16 protein-coding genes are annotated in these 16,957 nt (G+C 52.0%); 7 read left to right on the top strand and 9 right to left on the bottom strand.

All coding sequences use genetic code 11. From position 1 onward, the window contains the following. Positions 1 to 207: 207 nt before the first annotated feature. Positions 208 to 594 (bottom strand): cytochrome b562, encoded by a 387-nt coding sequence (gene cybC / locus BZK41_RS18275; RefSeq protein ID WP_003025756.1) that lies wholly within the window; start codon positions 592 to 594, stop codon positions 208 to 210. 86 nt (positions 595 to 680) lie between these two features. Next, a complete protein-coding gene (gene pmbA, locus BZK41_RS18270; protein WP_003830385.1) occupies positions 681 to 2,033 on the bottom strand; it encodes a metalloprotease PmbA in 1,353 nt (450 codons plus the stop codon). Positions 2,034 to 2,128: 95 nt separating this feature from the next. Between pmbA and yjgA the strand changes: the two genes are divergently transcribed. From yjgA to BZK41_RS18255, 3 genes are all read left to right on the top strand, one after another. Next, complete coding sequence (gene yjgA, locus BZK41_RS18265) at positions 2,129 to 2,680, top strand: ribosome biogenesis factor YjgA (protein WP_079939075.1); 552 nt, start codon at positions 2,129 to 2,131, stop codon at positions 2,678 to 2,680. A 199-nt stretch (positions 2,681 to 2,879) separates the two neighbouring features. Then, entirely contained in the window at positions 2,880 to 3,323 is a 444-nt protein-coding gene (locus tag BZK41_RS18260) for a DUF2628 domain-containing protein (RefSeq protein ID WP_079939074.1), read from the top strand. A 185-nt stretch (positions 3,324 to 3,508) separates the two neighbouring features. Next, positions 3,509 to 3,874 (top strand): hypothetical protein, encoded by a 366-nt coding sequence (locus tag BZK41_RS18255; protein WP_139762624.1) that lies wholly within the window; start codon positions 3,509 to 3,511, stop codon positions 3,872 to 3,874. Between the two features lie 32 nt (positions 3,875 to 3,906). On the opposite strand, the gene mpl is transcribed toward BZK41_RS18255, so the two are convergent. Further along, positions 3,907 to 5,283 carry a UDP-N-acetylmuramate:L-alanyl-gamma-D-glutamyl-meso-diaminopimelate ligase gene (mpl, locus tag BZK41_RS18250; RefSeq protein ID WP_079939072.1) on the bottom strand — a complete coding sequence of 459 codons (1,377 nt, stop codon included), beginning with the start codon at positions 5,281 to 5,283 and terminating at the stop codon, positions 3,907 to 3,909. A 175-nt stretch (positions 5,284 to 5,458) separates the two neighbouring features. Here mpl and fbp point away from each other — a divergent pair, with 175 nt between their 5' ends. Beyond that, positions 5,459 to 6,457, top strand: coding sequence for a class 1 fructose-bisphosphatase (gene fbp, locus BZK41_RS18245; protein WP_003830390.1), 999 nt, complete (start codon positions 5,459 to 5,461; stop codon positions 6,455 to 6,457). A gap of 76 nt (positions 6,458 to 6,533) precedes the next feature. On the opposite strand, the gene BZK41_RS18240 is transcribed toward fbp, so the two are convergent. The 5 genes from BZK41_RS18240 to ytfQ form a co-directional block, all read right to left on the bottom strand. Then, the gene (locus tag BZK41_RS18240; protein WP_079939071.1) at positions 6,534 to 7,646 is read right to left on the bottom strand and encodes a methyl-accepting chemotaxis protein; all 1,113 of its coding nucleotides are present in this window, start codon (positions 7,644 to 7,646) and stop codon (positions 6,534 to 6,536) included. A gap of 103 nt (positions 7,647 to 7,749) precedes the next feature. Then, positions 7,750 to 8,751, bottom strand: coding sequence for a galactofuranose ABC transporter, permease protein YjfF (gene yjfF / locus BZK41_RS18235; protein ID WP_008786036.1), 1,002 nt, complete (start codon positions 8,749 to 8,751; stop codon positions 7,750 to 7,752). Further along, positions 8,738 to 9,760, bottom strand: coding sequence for a galactofuranose ABC transporter, ATP-binding protein YtfT (gene ytfT, locus BZK41_RS18230; RefSeq protein ID WP_008323019.1), 1,023 nt, complete (start codon positions 9,758 to 9,760; stop codon positions 8,738 to 8,740). Before ytfT ends, yjfF begins: the two co-directional genes overlap by 14 nt. A gap of 13 nt (positions 9,761 to 9,773) precedes the next feature. After that, positions 9,774 to 11,276: a galactofuranose ABC transporter, ATP-binding protein YtfR gene (gene ytfR / locus BZK41_RS18225; RefSeq protein WP_079939070.1), complete on the bottom strand. Its 1,503-nt coding sequence runs from the start codon at positions 11,274 to 11,276 to the stop codon at positions 9,774 to 9,776. A gap of 121 nt (positions 11,277 to 11,397) precedes the next feature. Continuing rightward, the gene (gene ytfQ / locus BZK41_RS18220; RefSeq protein ID WP_008786033.1) at positions 11,398 to 12,354 is read right to left on the bottom strand and encodes a galactofuranose ABC transporter substrate-binding protein YtfQ; all 957 of its coding nucleotides are present in this window, start codon (positions 12,352 to 12,354) and stop codon (positions 11,398 to 11,400) included. A 309-nt stretch (positions 12,355 to 12,663) separates the two neighbouring features. On the opposite strand from ytfQ, the gene ppa reads away from it, so the two are divergent. The 3 genes from ppa to BZK41_RS18205 all read left to right on the top strand — a co-directional run bounded on the left by ppa (position 12,664) and on the right by BZK41_RS18205 (position 16,554). Beyond that, on the top strand, positions 12,664 to 13,191 hold the full coding sequence (gene ppa, locus BZK41_RS18215; RefSeq protein ID WP_004098041.1) for an inorganic diphosphatase: 528 nt from the start codon (positions 12,664 to 12,666) through the stop codon (positions 13,189 to 13,191). Between the two features lie 198 nt (positions 13,192 to 13,389). Further along, on the top strand, positions 13,390 to 14,460 hold the full coding sequence (locus tag BZK41_RS18210) for a YncE family protein (protein ID WP_079939069.1): 1,071 nt from the start codon (positions 13,390 to 13,392) through the stop codon (positions 14,458 to 14,460). Between the two features lie 84 nt (positions 14,461 to 14,544). After that, positions 14,545 to 16,554 (top strand): TonB-dependent receptor, encoded by a 2,010-nt coding sequence (locus tag BZK41_RS18205; protein WP_079939068.1) that lies wholly within the window; start codon positions 14,545 to 14,547, stop codon positions 16,552 to 16,554. A 58-nt stretch (positions 16,555 to 16,612) separates the two neighbouring features. On the opposite strand, the gene BZK41_RS18200 is transcribed toward BZK41_RS18205, so the two are convergent. After that, positions 16,613 to 16,957 (bottom strand): gamma-glutamylcyclotransferase, encoded by a 345-nt coding sequence (locus BZK41_RS18200; protein WP_003025723.1) that lies wholly within the window; start codon positions 16,955 to 16,957, stop codon positions 16,613 to 16,615.

Genomic DNA, 16,957 nt, shown 5'->3' with positions numbered 1-16,957 from the left:
CTGTGCCGCAAAAAGGGCTGGAACCACGATTTATCACTGGAAGAATGTGATTGAGATCGCAAGAGCGAGCAGCAAAATGGAAGGAAGTGCGAATAATGAATGGACGATAAAAATGAAAAAATGTGATGGGGATAGCGTTTACTTATGGGGCGGGCAGTAACGGGGTATTTTATCCGGCCTGCGGGTATGCAGGCCGGATAGCGTAGATTAACGGAACTTCTTGTGGTTTTCGTTGCGCGTGGTTTTCAGCTCTTCCGCAACGGCTTTCGCCTCTTTGACTTTACCTTCGTTCGCCAGCTTCAGCGCGCCGTCAATCTGGCCGATCAGCGTGTCAAAGCCGTGGCGGAAATCTTTCATCTCCGGGCTGTCCGGAGATTTGTTTTCCAGCTTCGGCGGCGTTCCCTTTTGCGCGTCCAGCGCGGCTGCACGCATTTTGGTTAACGCATCTTTCAGTTCAGTCGCATTATCCGTTTTTTCGACGATTTTCAGGTTGTCGTTGAGGATCCCCATATCGTCTTCAAGATCGGCTGCAAACGCAGAAGAACCAAGAACCAGCGTTGAAGCTGCGACGATCGCTAACAGGTGTTTACGCATTGCTCACTTCCTTTTTTATTATTCAAAAATAAACAAACGCCAGATACCCTCAATAATTCACGCCACAGCTTGAAGTATGACGGGTATTATTGCCCGGCGATCTTCATCTCCGGCAACAGGACCGAACCACACTGAATATTACTGCGCGTTTCAATATCGTTGCCGACGGTGACGATATTACGCCACATCTCTTTTAAGTTACCGGCGATGGTGATTTCACTCACCGGATACTGAATTTCACCATTTTCGACCCAGAAGCCCGCCGCGCCGCGCGAGTAATCGCCGGTAATGCCGCTTACGCCCTGCCCCATCAGCTCGGTAACCACAAGACCTGTGCCCATCTCTTTAAGCAACTGCTCGAAGCTTAGACCCTGTCCCGGAATTCGCCAGTTGTGGATCCCGCCTGCATGACCGGTGCTCTTCAGCCCCAGCTTACGTGCGGAATAGTTGGTCAGCAGCCACTGAGTCAGCACGCCGTCTTTAATAATGTCGCGGCGTTCGGTCCGTACGCCTTCGCTGTCGAACGGCGACGACGCCAGCCCTTTCAGCAGGTGCGGATGTTCTTCAATGGTCAGCCATTCCGGCAGAATTTGCTTGCCCAGCGAGTCGAGCAGGAAGGTGGATTTGCGGTACACAGAACCACCGGCAATCGCGCCGACCAGGTGTCCGAACAGTCCGGTCGCCACTTCATTGGCGAAAATCACCGGCGCTTTCATGGTGGAAAGCTTACGCGGAGACAGGCGAGATAAGGTACGGCGAGCACAGTCAGCCCCCACCCACTCCGGCGTTTGCAGATCGCCCATCGCCCGGCCAATGGTGTAGGCGTAATCACGCTCCATATCGCCATTTTCCTCTGCGATTACGCAGCTGGAAAGGGAATGGCGCGTGGAGCAATAGCCCTGCAGCATGCCGTGGCTGTTGCCAAACACTTTGATGCCATAGTGGCTGTTAAAGCTGCCGCCTTCGGTGTTGGTGATGCGTTTGTCGGCCTGTAGTGCCGCCTGTTCAGCACGAGCAGCCAGTTCGATAGCTTCGTCAGGGGAAACTTCCGCCGGGTGGAACAGGTCCAGATCGGGCGCATCAAAGGCCAGCAGTTCTTTATCTGCCACGCCCGCGCACGGGTCCGGCGAAGTGTAACGTGCAATGTCCAGCGCGGCCTGCACGGTACGTGCAATCGCCTGCGGGCTTAAATCGGTGGACGATGCGCTGCCCTTACGGTTCTGGTGGTAAACCGTAATCCCCAGTGCACCATCGCTATTGAATTCGACGTTCTCCACTTCACCATAACGGGTGCTGACGCTAATACCCGTGGTCTTGCTCACAGCGACTTCCGCGCCATCCGACTTACCTGACGCTAATTCCAGTGCCGTCGAGACTGCTTCTTCCAGAATCTTACGCTGCGCTTCAACTTGTGAGATTACTTTCATCGCAAATGCCATAATGTAGAGAGAGTTTCTCTGAAGTCTAACAGAGAACCGTTTTTCAGTGCGCATCTTAACTGGTAACATTAGCCTCTTTTTTTAAGGAGCCTGACATGACTAAGCAGCCCGAAGACTGGCTCGACGACGTTCCCGGTGATGACATCGAAGACGAAGACGATGAAATTATCTGGGTCAGTAAAAGTGAAATAAAACGTGACGCCGAGGAGTTAAAACACCTGGGTGTGGAACTGGTAAAACTGGGGAAAAACGCGCTGGACAAAATCCCGCTCGATGCGGATTTACGTGCCGCGATTGAGCTGGCCCAGCGTATTAAGATGGAAGGTCGCCGTCGTCAGCTGCAGCTGATTGGCAAAATGTTGCGCCAGCGCGATGTTGATCCTATCCGTCAGGCGCTGGACAAGCTGAAAAACCGTCACAACCAGCAGGTCGTTGTTTTCCATAAGCTGGAGCAACTGCGTGACCGTATGGTTGACGGTAGCGATGAAGCTATCGAAGAAGTGATGAACCTGTGGCCTGACGCCGATCGTCAGCAACTGCGTTCGCTGGTGCGTAACGCCAGGAAAGAAAAAGCGGGCAACAAGCCGCCAAAATCTTCCCGCCAGATCTTCCAATATCTGCGCGAACTGGCGGAAAACGAAGAGTAATTCTTCGGCTATGACTCTTATAAGGGTAATAAATTACCCTTATAAGACATTTATATTATCAATATAATAATCAACACTATTCTTTCTAGCTATTTTTAATAGTACTCAAATATTGTTGCAGTCAGCACCCGAAAGTGATTGAATCTAAATTCTGAACGGAAGCGCTTCGGATAATATTTATATTCACAAGGATTATAAAATGGAGAAAAAATCAATTAATGAAAAATGGCGAGAACGTTTTGACTTTCTGAGCACACATGGATTGCCAGGAACATCATCTTATAAAAAAATTTATAGAACAATGAAGTTTGGACAGAGGATAAGTATAGGAGCCAACTTATATGCTTTTTTCTTCGGTTTCGTCTACTTCTGCGTCCTGGGCTTATGGAAAAAGGGACTGGTATTATTTTTGGGCGTAGCGGCCATACAGGCCGCACTGATCGCAATAGAAACTGTGGCAGATATTGATATGAATGCCTTTGCCAAAGTCATAAATATTGGATACTCCTGTGTATGCTCTTATTTAGTCAATACTGCCTACTACCTGCGCATGGTGAAAGGTGTTGAAAGTTGGAATCCGTTCCAAGGGTTAACCCGAAAAAGCGCAGAAGCGGTGTCGAACCTGCCATCACGTCAGTATTAATCTCACAGGGAGCATATTTGGCTCCCTGCTATTATTAAAAAGCAAATAATAATGTAGTAGATATGTACATCGCAGCTGATAAGCAGGTGATAATGAAAGCACAAAACGCCTTTAAACGATAATTTGACGATATCATTCCGGCAATACTCATCGAAAAACCAATAACAAAAAAGAGTATTCCAACCATGACGAAAAATATCGCCATACCATCACCATCATCAATACCTGCGGTTATGAGATACAAGAAAAAGCAAATTGCAAGAATTAACCCAATGAAACTTACCCATAGAGAAACCGTTACCATCTCTCTGTTACCATCGCATGAAGAGACTATACTCGCTGTCATATTAATGAGACTGATCCTTGTATTGAATATTAAAATAATGTTTTCAATATGCAGAAAAATTATATTTATTGCAATGACCTATCAGAACAGGAAAAAGAAAGCTGACGACATTAGCTTTCTTTTTTATTTAGAGAAACAAAGTTTAGCGAAACGAGCTTGCCGGATGGCGGTGCAAACACCTTATCCGGCCTACGATCCGTTGTAGGCCCGGTAAGCGTAGCGCCACCGGGCATTTTTTTACTCTTCTTCTGCCTGAGCTTTCTTCGCCAGGCCATCCAGCAGTTTTTGATGGATGCCGCCAAACCCGCCGTTGCTCATCACCAGAATGTGATCGCCAGGCTGTGCGGTTTTCACCACCATATCTGCCAGTGCATCCACATCGCCACTCCAGTGCGCAGGCTGAACGCAGGCTTCCGCGACTTCTGCTACCTGCCACGGAATGTGCGGGGGTTGCAGCAGGAACACTTCGTCTGCACGCCCTAACGACGGCGCCAGGTCATCTTTGCACAGGCCCATTTTCATGGTGTTCGAGCGAGGTTCCAGCACCGCGATGATGCGCGCCGTGCCGCCCACTTTACCGCGCAGTGCGGCAAGCGTTGCCAGAATGGCCGTCGGGTGATGGGCGAAATCGTCATACACCGTCACGCCATTGGCTTCACCGCGCAGCTCAAGACGGCGACGGGCGTTGATGAACGAGCCCAATGCATTGGCCGCATCCGCAGGTACGACGCCAACATGACGCGCGGCTGCAATCGCCATCAGGCCGTTGTGCATGTTGTGTTCGCCGACCAGGCCCCACTTCACTTCGCCAACTTTTTCACCGTCCAGCCACACTTCCCACTCGGAAGCATCGGTGGTCAGTTTTTTCGCCTGCCAGTGACCTTGTTCGCCCACCAGCTCTTGTTCGCTCCAGCAGCCCATCGCCATCGTCTGTTTCAGATTAATGTCGTTTTCCGGGTAGATGATGCGTCCCTGGCCCGGCACGATACGCACCAGGTGGTGGAACTGTTTCTGAATAGCTTTCAGATCGTCAAAGATGTCCGCGTGATCAAACTCAAGGTTATTGAGGATCAGCGTGCGCGGGCAGTAATGCACGAATTTAGAACGCTTGTCGAAGAACGCGCAGTCGTACTCATCCGCTTCAATCACGAAGAAGTCGCTCTCGCCGAGGCGCGCGGAAACCTCAAAGTTGCCCGGAACTCCGCCGATCACAAAGCCAGGTTTATAGCCACAGGCTTCGAGGATCCAGGTAGCCATTCCGGCGGTAGTGGTTTTGCCGTGCGTTCCCGCAACCGCCAGAACCCAGCGATCGCGCAATACAAAGTCATGCAGCCACTGCGGGCCAGACATGTACGGAATGTTCTTTTCCAGCACCGCTTCCACGCACGGATTGCCACGGGTCATGGCATTGCCGATGATCACCAGGTCCGGCTGCGGGTCGAGCTGGCTGACATCGTAACCCTGAATCAGATCAATGCCTTGCTTCTCAAGTAAGGTACTCATCGGCGGATACACATTGGCGTCCGAACCGGTTACTTCATGACCGAGCGAGCGCGCCAGCATCGCCAGACCGCCCATGAAAGTGCCACAAATTCCCAAAATATGAATGCGCATACGTCACTATCCTTTTTTAATCTGGGGGCCATTTTACGCACATGTCCGGCAAGTGAGAAACGCATTTCAGGATATTCCGCAGTTTGCTGGCGCGATTCACCTAAGCGCAGCAATGGAAATATTTGTTAATATTGTTGCGGTCGCTTTACTCCACATAAATTGCAGGGAAAGTGTTATGAAAACGTTAGGTGAATTTATTGTCGAAAAGCAGCACGAGTTTTCTCATGCTACCGGTGAACTCACTGCTTTGTTGTCGGCAATAAAGCTGGGCGCCAAGATCATCCACCGCGATATCAACAAGGCCGGTCTGGTCGATATCCTGGGTGCCAGCGGTGCTGAGAACGTGCAGGGAGAGGTTCAGCAAAAACTCGATCTGTTCGCGAACGAAAAACTGAAAGCTGCACTGAAGGCGCGCGACATTGTGGCGGGCATTGCCTCAGAAGAAGAAGATGAAATCGTCGTCTTCGAAGGCTGTGAACACGCAAAATATGTTGTGCTGATGGATCCGCTGGATGGCTCATCCAACATCGATGTTAACGTCTCTGTGGGTACGATTTTCTCTATTTATCGCCGCGTTACCCCAGTCGGCACGCCGGTCACAGAAGAGGATTTCCTGCAGCCGGGCAACAAGCAAGTTGCTGCGGGCTACGTTGTTTATGGTTCTTCCACCATGCTGGTATATACCACCGGCTGTGGCGTACACGCCTTCACCTACGATCCTTCTCTGGGCGTATTCTGCCTCAGCCAGGAACGTATGCGCTTCCCGGCGAAAGGCAGCACGTACTCCATTAACGAAGGCAACTACATCAAATTCCCGAACGGCGTGAAGAAGTACATTAAATTCTGCCAGGAAGAAGATAAGCCAACCCAGCGCCCGTATACCTCACGCTACATTGGCTCTCTGGTTGCGGATTTCCATCGCAATCTGCTGAAAGGCGGGATCTACCTGTACCCAAGCACCGCCAGCCACCCGCAGGGGAAACTGCGTCTGCTGTATGAATGCAACCCGATGGCCTTCCTGGCCGAGCAGGCGGGCGGCAAAGCCAGCGATGGTAAAGAACGCATTCTGGATATCACCCCAGAAAGCCTGCACCAGCGCCGCTCTTTCTTCGTGGGTAACGACCATATGGTTGAAGATGTAGAACGCTTTATCCGCGAGTTCCCGGACGCGTAAGTATCATTCATCGCACGGACGTAGGCCGGATAAAGGCGTTTACGCCGCCATCCGGCCTACAAAATCTATCGTCCGGTTACGCTTTCTGTAGCTTAAATACGGCCATTGCTTCGATTAGCGCTGAAGACTGTTCTTCCAGCGAGCGGGTAGCCGCAGAAGACTGCTGTACCAGCGCCGCGTTCTGCTGCGCCGTTTCATCCATCTGAATTACCGCGATATTCACCTGCTCTATGCCGCGACTCTGTTCCTGGGACGCACTGGCAATTTCACGCATCAGTTTGGTCATACGCATAACCTCGGTCGCGATTTCATCCATGGTTTCGCCCGCCTGCTGCGCCAGTTCGCTGCCTTCCCCCACATGGGTGTGCGAGTCGCTGATTAGCGTACGGATCTCTTTGGCCGCCTCGGCGCTGCGGCTGGCCAGGTTACGTACTTCACCTGCAACAACCGCAAAGCCCCGCCCCTGCTCACCAGCTCGCGCCGCTTCAACGGAAGCATTAAGCGCCAGAATATTGGTCTGGAAAGCAATGCCATCAATCACGCTGAGGATGTCGGCGATTCGGCTGGAACTGCCGGAAATATCGCGCATTTTCTCGATCACATAGCACACCATCTCGCTGCCGCGATCGGCGGTATCCGACACCGATTTTGCCAGCTGGTGCGCCTGTTCCGCATTCTGCGCATTCTGTTTCACCGTCGCCGTGAGTTCTTCCATGCTGGCGGCGGTCTGCTCCAGCGAAGTGGCCGTTGATTCAGTGCGTTGCGCCAGATGCTGGTTCCCGGCCGTCAGTTCACGACTGCCAATATCAATTTGCGAACTGGCATCGCGTACGCGCTGTACCGAGTCGCCCAGCGCATGGCGCATGTCATCCATTGCCGCGTTCAGGCGATTGAATTCGGCGCTGGCCGACAGCGTGGCAACCGGCGATAAGTCCCCCGTTGCGAGGCGTTCCAGTTGCTCAACCATGGTATCCAACGGTTTGAGAAACTTATTTCGCAGCATAAACCAAATAACCGCCAGCAATGCGATAGCAGCCAACATCGCAGTACTCATAATACCGTGGTAGATCAATGAGGTAATGACGCGTGTAGAGGCATATAGCCCCATACCACCGGTCAGTAACAGAAGGAACGTCAGCAAAGACAATAACACCAACAAACTTGATCGAATTGAAAGGGATTTTGGCATCGTTATATTTCCGGTTGTAGGGTTAAAACAGACCTGTACAGAACCTATCGACTACAACCGGAAAAAGTTTAGATATTTAAATGTTTTGTGAAAAATCAGGATGTTACTTTGGTGTTGCCGCCGTACCCACTCGGGTAACCGGCGAGCTTTGACGATTTTCCCAAAGCACCGTCAGACCACGCTGTAACGCTATAAAAATAAACAATAAAATGCCGATCGCGATCTTCGTCCACCAGGAACTTAATGTTCCGTCAAAATTAATGTAGGTCTGGATCAGCCCCTGAATGGCGACGCCAAACAACGTCCCTAACACTGTACCGACCCCGCCGCTTAGCAGCGTTCCGCCAATCACGACTGAAGCAATCGCATCCAGTTCGACGCCAACGCCCGCCAGCGCATAGCCCGCCTGGGTATAAATGGAAAAAACAATGCCGGCAAGCGTCGCCAGCCCGGTAGACAGCATATAAATGCGAATGGTGGTGCTGCGGGTTGAGATGCCCATCAGGTTGGCAGAGGTGGCGTTGCCGCCAATCGCGTAAACCTGATTACCAAAGCGCGTACGGTGTGCCAGGAATATGCCGATGACGACAACCGCCAGCATCAGCAATCCCATCGCGCTCAGGCGACCACCGCCGGGAATTTTCCATGCCAGGCTTGAGAGCGTGTCATAAACCGGATGGTTAATCGGGATGGATTCTTCTGAGACCAGATAGCTGACGCCGCGCAGGAAGAACATTCCCGCCAGGGTAATGATGAATGCCGGGATCTTCAGCGCATCAATCAGTAACCCCATAAACGCGCCAAACGCGCAGCCCATCAGCAAAACCAAAGGGAACGCCAGCAGCGGGGAAATACCCCAATAACCAATGGCCTTCGCCAAAAATACGCCGGTAAAGGCGATCACCGAGCCAACGGAAAGGTCGATCCCGCCAGAGAGAATTACGAAGGTCATGCCCACAGCAATAATGCCCAGAAAGGCGTTATCGGTCAGGATATTGCAGATGACTCGGGTGGAAGCAAAAGCGGGAAACTGCGTCAGGCAATAAAGGTAGCCCAGCACAAACACGCCGAGGGTGATCATCAGCGGTAAATTACGTTTTATCATGACCACGCACTCCTTTTATCAGGCTGATAAAGCGTTGTGACTGCACGACCAGCACACACAACACCACCACGGCTTTGACCACCTGATTCAGTTCCGGCTGGAAGCCCGACAGCAAAATCCCGGTGTTCATGCCCTGAATAATCAATGCGCCTACCACCGACAGCAGCAGGTTAAAGCGCCCGCCCATCAGCGAACCGCCGCCGATAACCACCGCCAGGATGGCATCCAGTTCCAGCCACAATCCGGCGTTATTGGCATCTGCCCCGCGGATATCCGCCGTGACGATAATGCCAGCGATAGCCGCGCACAGGCCGCTCAGCACATAGGTGAGCATCACGATAATGCGGGTGTTCACCCCGGCGTTTTTTGCCGCACGAATGTTGATACCCACCGCTTCGATAAACATACCCAGCGCCGTTTTCCGCGTCAGCAGCCAGAACACTACCAGCGTGAGCAGTGCAATAATTACCGGCGTGGGGAACAGTAAGAGCGAGCCGCTGCCAAACCATGACAGTTCGGGCGAGTTAAAGGTGACGATCTGCCCGGAGGTGATAAGCTGCGCCACTCCACGCCCGGCCACCATCAGGATAAGCGTGGCGACAAACGGTTGGATCTTGAGGATGGCCACCAGAATCCCATTCCACAGCCCAGCCAGAATGCCGGAGCCTAAGGCGGCAAGCAGCACCACCGGAAGACTGTGCCCGGCCACCGTCATCGCCGCGGTAGTGGCGCCAGCAATAGCCATGACGGCCCCCACGGAAAGGTCGATGCCGCCGGTGGCAATCACCAGCGTCATACCAATCGCCAACAGTGCAACGGGAGCGGCGCGGTTGAGAATATCAATCGGGCTACCAAACAGACGACCATCCTGCAAAATCACCTGGTAGAAGTGCGGGGCGACCAGGCTATCCACCAGCAACACAAGCAGTAACGCCACCAGCTGTGGCATCCCCTTTGGCCAACGGAACCGCCGTTTAGGCGGATTGGATTGAGGGAGAGATTGAGGCATCACCATAGTCTCCTTAGGCCGCAATGGCGTTCATGATCGCCGGTACGGACAGTTCAGCCAGTGGGATCTCGGCCACCTGTTTGCGATCGCGCATAATAATGACCCGATCGGCATAGCCCACTAACTCTTCCAGTTCGGATGAAATGACCAGCAGCGCCAGACCATCCGCGCACAGCGTTTCGATCAGGCGGATGATCTCCGCATGCGCGCCAACGTCGATCCCACGCGTGGGTTCATCGAGGATCAGGAACTGCGGTTTGGTCAGTAACCAGCGCGAGAGCAGTACTTTTTGCTGATTGCCGCCGGAGAGAAATTCGATCGGCTGCTCAGCGTTGGGGGTGCGAATTCCGAGCTGGCGGATAAACCGCTCGGCAATCTCGTTTTGTTCTTTCCGCGGGATAGGCCGCAGCCAGCCACGCTGCGCCTGCAACGCCAGAATAATGTTTTCCCGCACCGAGGCGGCGGCAATAATGCCATCCGTTTTGCGATCCTCCGGGCAAAAACCGATCCCCATACACGAAGCCTGATGCGGCGATCGCAAGGTCTGCGGTTTGCCTTTGATCAGCGCACTTCCGCTGTCGGCGGGTTTAATACCGAAGATCACCTCCGCCGTTTCCGTTCGCCCGGATCCCAGAAGTCCGGCGAGACCGACGATTTCACCGGGACGCACCTGTAGATCAAACGGCGCGATGGTGCCTTTTTTGCCAAAGCCGCTGAATGCCGCCACCGGTTTATCACTCAGCAAGGTGCGGCCCGCACGCTGTAGCGCATGGGTATCCAGTTCGCGGCCCAGCATCATTTTGACCAGTTCGATCTGAGGCAGCTCGCGGGTTTCACGGCAGCCAACGAAGCCGCCGTTACGCAGGACGGTAATGCGATCGCTGACCTGATAAACCTGATCGAGAAAGTGGGTGACGAAGATCAGACTGACGCCGCGATCGCGCAGATGTCGCATCAGACCAAACAGCATTTCAACTTCCTGGGTATCAAGACTGGCAGTCGGCTCATCGAGGATCAGCACTTTCGCGGAGAGATCGATCGCCCGACAAATGGCGACGATCTGTTGCATCGCCACGGAAAAGCGGTTCAGCGGCTCGCGTACGTCGAGGGAAAAACCGTATGACGCCATCAGCTCCGTCGCGCGTTTTTCCATTTGCTTGCGCTGAAGCAGGCCAAAACGCCGCGGTTCACGGCCAATAAATAAGTTATCGGCAACCGACATATTGGGCAGCAGGTTCACTTCCTGGTACACGGTACCAATACCCAGTTGTTGGGCATGGGCGGTGTTTTTGGGGGAGATCGGTTGGCCTTCGAGCCAGATAGTGCCGCGATCGGCATGGTAAACGCCGGTCAGCGCTTTGATCAGCGTCGATTTGCCGGCTCCGTTTTCTCCCAGCAGCGCCATAATCTCGCCACGACGCAAGCTGAAATCCACGTTATCCAACGCTTTGACGCCGGGAAAGAATTTGCTTAATCCTTCGGTGCGGAGGATTTCCTGATGTTGGTCGGTGGTCATGGCATTCCTCCGTTACGAAATCACGGCGTTTCGTAGGCCTGATAAGCGCAGCGCCATCAGGCAATAAATGCCGGATGGCGGCGTAACGCCTTATCCGGCCTACGCAAGACCGACAGCAAAACTAGTAGCCCATGTTTTTCTTCTTCTCTAACTCTTCTTTCGCCGTATCCGGCAGATAGAGGATCGACTTGGTAATGGTCAGCTTCTCAGGCATCGTGCCGTCTTTTTTGAATTTCTCCAGCGCGTCGAATGCCGGGCCAGCCATATTTGGCGTCAGCTCGACGCTGGCGTTGGCTTCACCGTCAATCATCGCTTTGTAGATATCCGGTACGCCATCGATAGAACCGGTGAGAATATCTTTGCCAGGTTTCAGGCCCGCTTCTTTGATCGCCTGGATAGCACCGATCACCATGTCATCGTTGTGGGCGTAAACCATGCAGATGTTCTTGCCGTTGTTTTCCGCTTTGATAAAGCTCTCCATCACTTCTTTCCCTTTACTGCGGGTGAAGTCGCCGGACTGAGAGCGAATAATTTTGATGTTTGGCGCGTTAGCTATAGCTTCAGCAAATCCTTTTTTACGATCGATCGCCACGCTGGCCCCGACGGTCCCTTGCAGCTCAACGACGTTACACGGCTTGCCGTCCACTTGTTTAATCAGCCAGTCGCCGATCAATTTGCCTTCCAGCACGTTGTCAGCGGTGACGGTGGTCATATAGAGAGATTTGTCTTTTACATCGATGGAACGATCGAGCAAAAAGACCGGAATGTCGGCATCTTTAGCTTCTTTTAAAACCGGTTCCCAACCCGTTGCCACGACCGGCGCAATAAAGATAGCGTCGACGCCCTGCGCAACAAATGAGCGGACTGCTTTAATCTGGTTTTCCTGCTTTTGCTGGCCATCAGCGATTTTCAGCGTAATTCCCCGCTTTTCGGCCTCGCTTTTCGCGACGTTGGTTTCTGCGGCGCGCCAGCCGGATTCAGAGCCAACCTGCGAAAATCCTACGGTTAAAGGGGCTGCCATTGCCATAGACGACATGGCTGCCGAAACTGCTGTGACTAAAAGTAAGCGCTTCCACATAAGTGCGTCCTCGTAGGGTGATTATTGTTGGTTAATTAACCGTTGCGAAAAAACTATAGACAATTGAGCATGTAACGGATTGCGTTACATCACACTTCAAAAAAGTAAATAAAACGTTAATCACAACTTTGTAATCGCTTTCATCTCGCTATGAAAAATGCGGCTGAAGATATGGATTTTTCTGTCACGAGAGAGCGGTAAAAAGAAGAAAATGCACGCAGAGAAAGCGAAAACAAGCGGAGACATTCCGCGCGAGTTGGCTATAATACCCGCCACTTGTTTGCCATAGCTTATTTAAAGGAAACAGACATGAGCTTACTCAACGTCCCTGCCGGTAAAGACCTGCCGGAAGATATCTACGTTGTTATCGAGATCCCTGCCAACGCAGATCCGATCAAATACGAAGTTGACAAAGAGAGCGGCGCCCTGTTCGTTGACCGCTTCATGTCCACCGCGATGTTCTATCCGTGCAACTACGGTTACATCAACCACACTCTGTCTCTGGACGGTGACCCGGTAGACGTTCTGGTCCCGACTCCGTACCCGCTGGAGCCAGGTTCAGTGATCCGCTGCCGTCCGGTTGGCGTACTGAAAATGACTGACGAATCCGGTGAAGATGCGAAACTGGTTGCAGTACCGCACACCAAGCTGAGCAAAGAATACGATCACATCAAAGACGTGAACGACCTGCCGGAACTGCTGAAAGCGCAGATCACCCACTTCTTCGAACACTACAAAGATCTCGAAGCGGGCAAATGGGTAAAAGTTGACGGTTGGGACAACGCTGAAGCTGCTAAAGCTGAAATCGTTGCTTCCTTCGAGCGCGCGAAGAAGTAAGTTCGCGTTTGCGTAAAGCCCTGAACGCCAGCCCCTGGTTAGTAAGGGTTTTTTAATTTCTACTTTCTTTCCCCCTCCCTTTTGCTGTTTTCTTTTTGACCTACCAGATTGGGTAGTCACATTTCATTTATCTTAATTGCGAATGAGATTAGATCTCATTATCATTCTCAGCATGTAAATAAATGTGAATAAAAGTCAATGAACCTCCACAATGTGAAGTCCCTGAAACGCTATTCCTGCGTGGCTCTCGCTACAGCACTGTTATTTACCAGCCTGTCCAGCGTGGCGCAGACGCTACCTGAGAAAGATTTTCTGACCCACGACGTTGGCAACGGCGTGTATGAACTGGCGGTTGATAGCCAGCAGAATGCGCTTTTTGCAGCCTCGTCGCCGTCGTTTGAAAAAGATAAAACCAGCGGGCTTATCTATAAACTCGATCTGGAGAAGCTCACCACGACTGAAGTTATCGAAACCAGCCGTCGTGCCTTTGCCACTGCCCTGGATGAAGATAACCAAGTGCTGTATGTCGGCAACACGCTGGAGGGTTCGGTCACGCTTATCGATACCCGCAGCGGGAAAGAGCTGGCGATACTGCAACTGAGCGAAGCCAAAAACCCGAAAGAAATTGTCCATACCCGCGAAATGGTGCTCGATAAACAGCATCACCGCCTGTACGTTTCCGGCGTGGCTGAAAAAGGCATTGTCTGGGTGGTGGATACGCAAAAGCGCGAGAAAATCGCCACCCTTGAAAACATGGGCCAGTATCCAACCGGCATGGCCGTAGATGCCAATAAGAACCGCCTGTATGTCGTAAATGGCCGCAACGAACTTATTACGCTGGATACCACCAACCATCAAATTATTAGCCGCTTTAGCATTGAGCCAGGCAAAAAACATTTTTTCCTGAATATTGCTTTGGATGCAAAAAATAATCGCGCATTCCTGACCGATCCTGATTTAGCGGATGTACTGGTTGTTGATATTAATACCGGTAAGGTTATTGCCCCCATTAAGGTTATCAACTCGCTGGCGGTGATATATAACGAAAAACGCCAGGAAGTTTATATCACCCATCGAAATGCAAAACGCATCAGCATTGTGGACAGCAAGACTTATCAGGTAAAACAAAGCATTGAAACCAATGCGTTACCTAATAGCCTGGCGCTCTCGTCTGATGCCAACACCCTATATGTCAGCGTAAAACAGCCGGAAAAAATGGCAGGTGTGAAGCCCGACTACGTGCTGAAAATCGACCTCTCCAAATATTAATAATTAAAAACGTTTCTGACACCTTGCAGCTTTTCTGGGCTGCAAGGTGATGCTTTTATTTTTTACTTTTCAGGTGTCTATATTATGAAAACGCGTCAACTTATTACGCTGACAGGGATCGTTGCATTCTCAGGCGGTGTTATATTCCCCACTCAGGCAGAAGAACTCACCGAAACCTCACGCAATAGTGAAGATGAAATGGTGATCACCGCATCCGGGTTCTCGCAGCAAAAGCGCGAAGCGCCGGCCACCATTTCCGTTATCGATCGTAAAACACTGGATATTCAGCCGGACCGTAGCATTGGTGAAGCGATTAAAAACCTTCCTGGCGTCTCGGTTACCAACAGCAGCGGCATGAACGCTGGCAGCATTATGATCCGCGGCATGGACCCGTCCTATACCGCTTTTATGGTCAACAGCGTCAAACAAAATACCGGTGAATCTCGCCCTTACGGACATGACATCGGTACTGAAGCCAACTTCTTACCGCCGATGGAGGCCATTGAGCGTATCGAAGTTATCCGCGGGCCCATGTCCTCGCTGTACGGCTCAGATGCCATCGGCGGTGTGGTCAACGTGATTACCAAAAAACCGTATGGCGCAAAAGAGTGGACAACGGCAATTGCCGCCAATACCTGGCTTCAGGAGCACCAGTATTTGGGTAATACCAGCCAGATGAATTTGTTTACCATGGGGCCGATTGTGCCCGATGTTCTCGGCCTTAGCGTAGCGGCCGACTGGCTCGACCGTCGCGATGACGATCGCAATAACTATTTCGGCAAACACAACCGTAAATCCGTTGATATGACGCTGGGCCTGGCCGCCAGCGAAAATAACCTGTTCGACCTCAATGTGGTCACCGGTGAGCAGGAGAAAAACCGTACCCAAAAGCGTGGCGCGCCGTGGTCATGGCTGTTCGATCGTAACGCCGCCACCCTAACGCATACCGGCTGGTATGCCGACGACACCATCGCAACGACCAACTACATAAACTATGAAAAAGGCCGTTCGAAGTACGTTTATGACAGCCAGTCGCCGCAGTATGTGCAGATGGAGAACTATGTCGCCAATTCGCAAACCACCTTCACCCTCGACAACCATAAACTGACCGTTGGGGCGAATTTCACCCGCGAAGAGCTGAATGACCGCTTTGATGTGGCCAACAAAACGCTGCCCGGATCTAAGCCAGTGACCAAAATCAGCCGTAACGGTTGGGCATTGTTTGCTGAAGACGGCTGGAGCATTGACGACTTCATCCTGACCACATCAGCGCGTATGGACCAGGATGATAACTTTGGCACACATATTACGCCGAAAATGTACGGTAACTGGGCCTTCAGCAATGACTGGGCGCTGAAGGGCGGCGTTTCCGCAGGTTATAAAAAACCTGAGCTGCGTGCGACATCCAGCGACTTTGTCACCCCATACGGCTCAACTGTACCTTATCCCTTCCTGACCGTCGGTAACGACGATCTGAAACCAGAACAAAGCGTTAACTCTGAGCTGGGCCTCTACTGGACGGGGAATGCGCTGTCACTGGATAGCACCGTCTTCTACACGCAGTTCAAAGACAAAATTGCCGAACAAACCATTTGCGAAACCACATCGACGAATCAGTGCTCCGTGAATGGCTACAAGGCGGACTCCGTCAGTAAATACTTCAACGTCAGCAAGGCGGACGTATACGGTATAGAGCTTAATGCCGACTGGCAGATTAGCGCCGATGTGAAAGCCAACGCTAACTACACCTGGAACCACAGCGAACAGAAAAGCGGCGTGAACAAAGGCTACGCGCTCAATGATTATCCGCGCCATATGGCGAACCTGTCGCTGAACTGGGCGGCAACGCAGAGCCTGGACGTATGGAGTACGGTGAATTACCGCAGCAGTAACCGCAACAGCGGCAATAACTATAAGTACGATGACTACACGATGGTCGACGTAGGCGTACGTTATAAGCTCAATAAGCACACGCAACTGATGGCAGGGATCTACAACGTGCTGGATGAGGATCCGAAACTGACGACTGCATGGAATGAATCCGCGCAGGTGGAAGGCCGCCGCTATAACCTCGGCGCGCGCGTGGAGTTTTAAATCCTGAATAAAACAACGCCACCCAAGGGTGGCGTTGTTTATTCTGGTAGGCGATATATCAGTACTGGTCTCTGTCTAACCAGTTACCGCTTTCAATCAGCGTTAAGCCATCAACCGGACGTTGGTACACGTACATCCATGCACTTCCGTACGGCGTTTGAATTAACTGGCGTGCGTATTCACCGCCGCGGGTACGCAGAGCGTCAAGCTCTGCCAGCGTGGCGTTATCAATACGATAAACTTCCCCGTGTACTGTCCCATTTCCCGGAACGGCGCCTGGATAGTGGCCCAGGCTGTACAACTGGTAGTTGTCGATACTGAAATTTCCCAGCAACAGGGCATTGGTCATCCAGTGGCTGTTGCCTTGTTTGGTTCGTAAACTGCCGTAGACAAATATTCGCAT

The organism is Citrobacter sp. A316, from assembly GCF_002042945.1.
Classification (GTDB): domain Bacteria; phylum Pseudomonadota; class Gammaproteobacteria; order Enterobacterales; family Enterobacteriaceae; genus Citrobacter; species Citrobacter portucalensis.
Note: the sequence above shows the minus strand (reverse complement) of the source record. Positions and strands in the feature narration are given on the sequence as shown.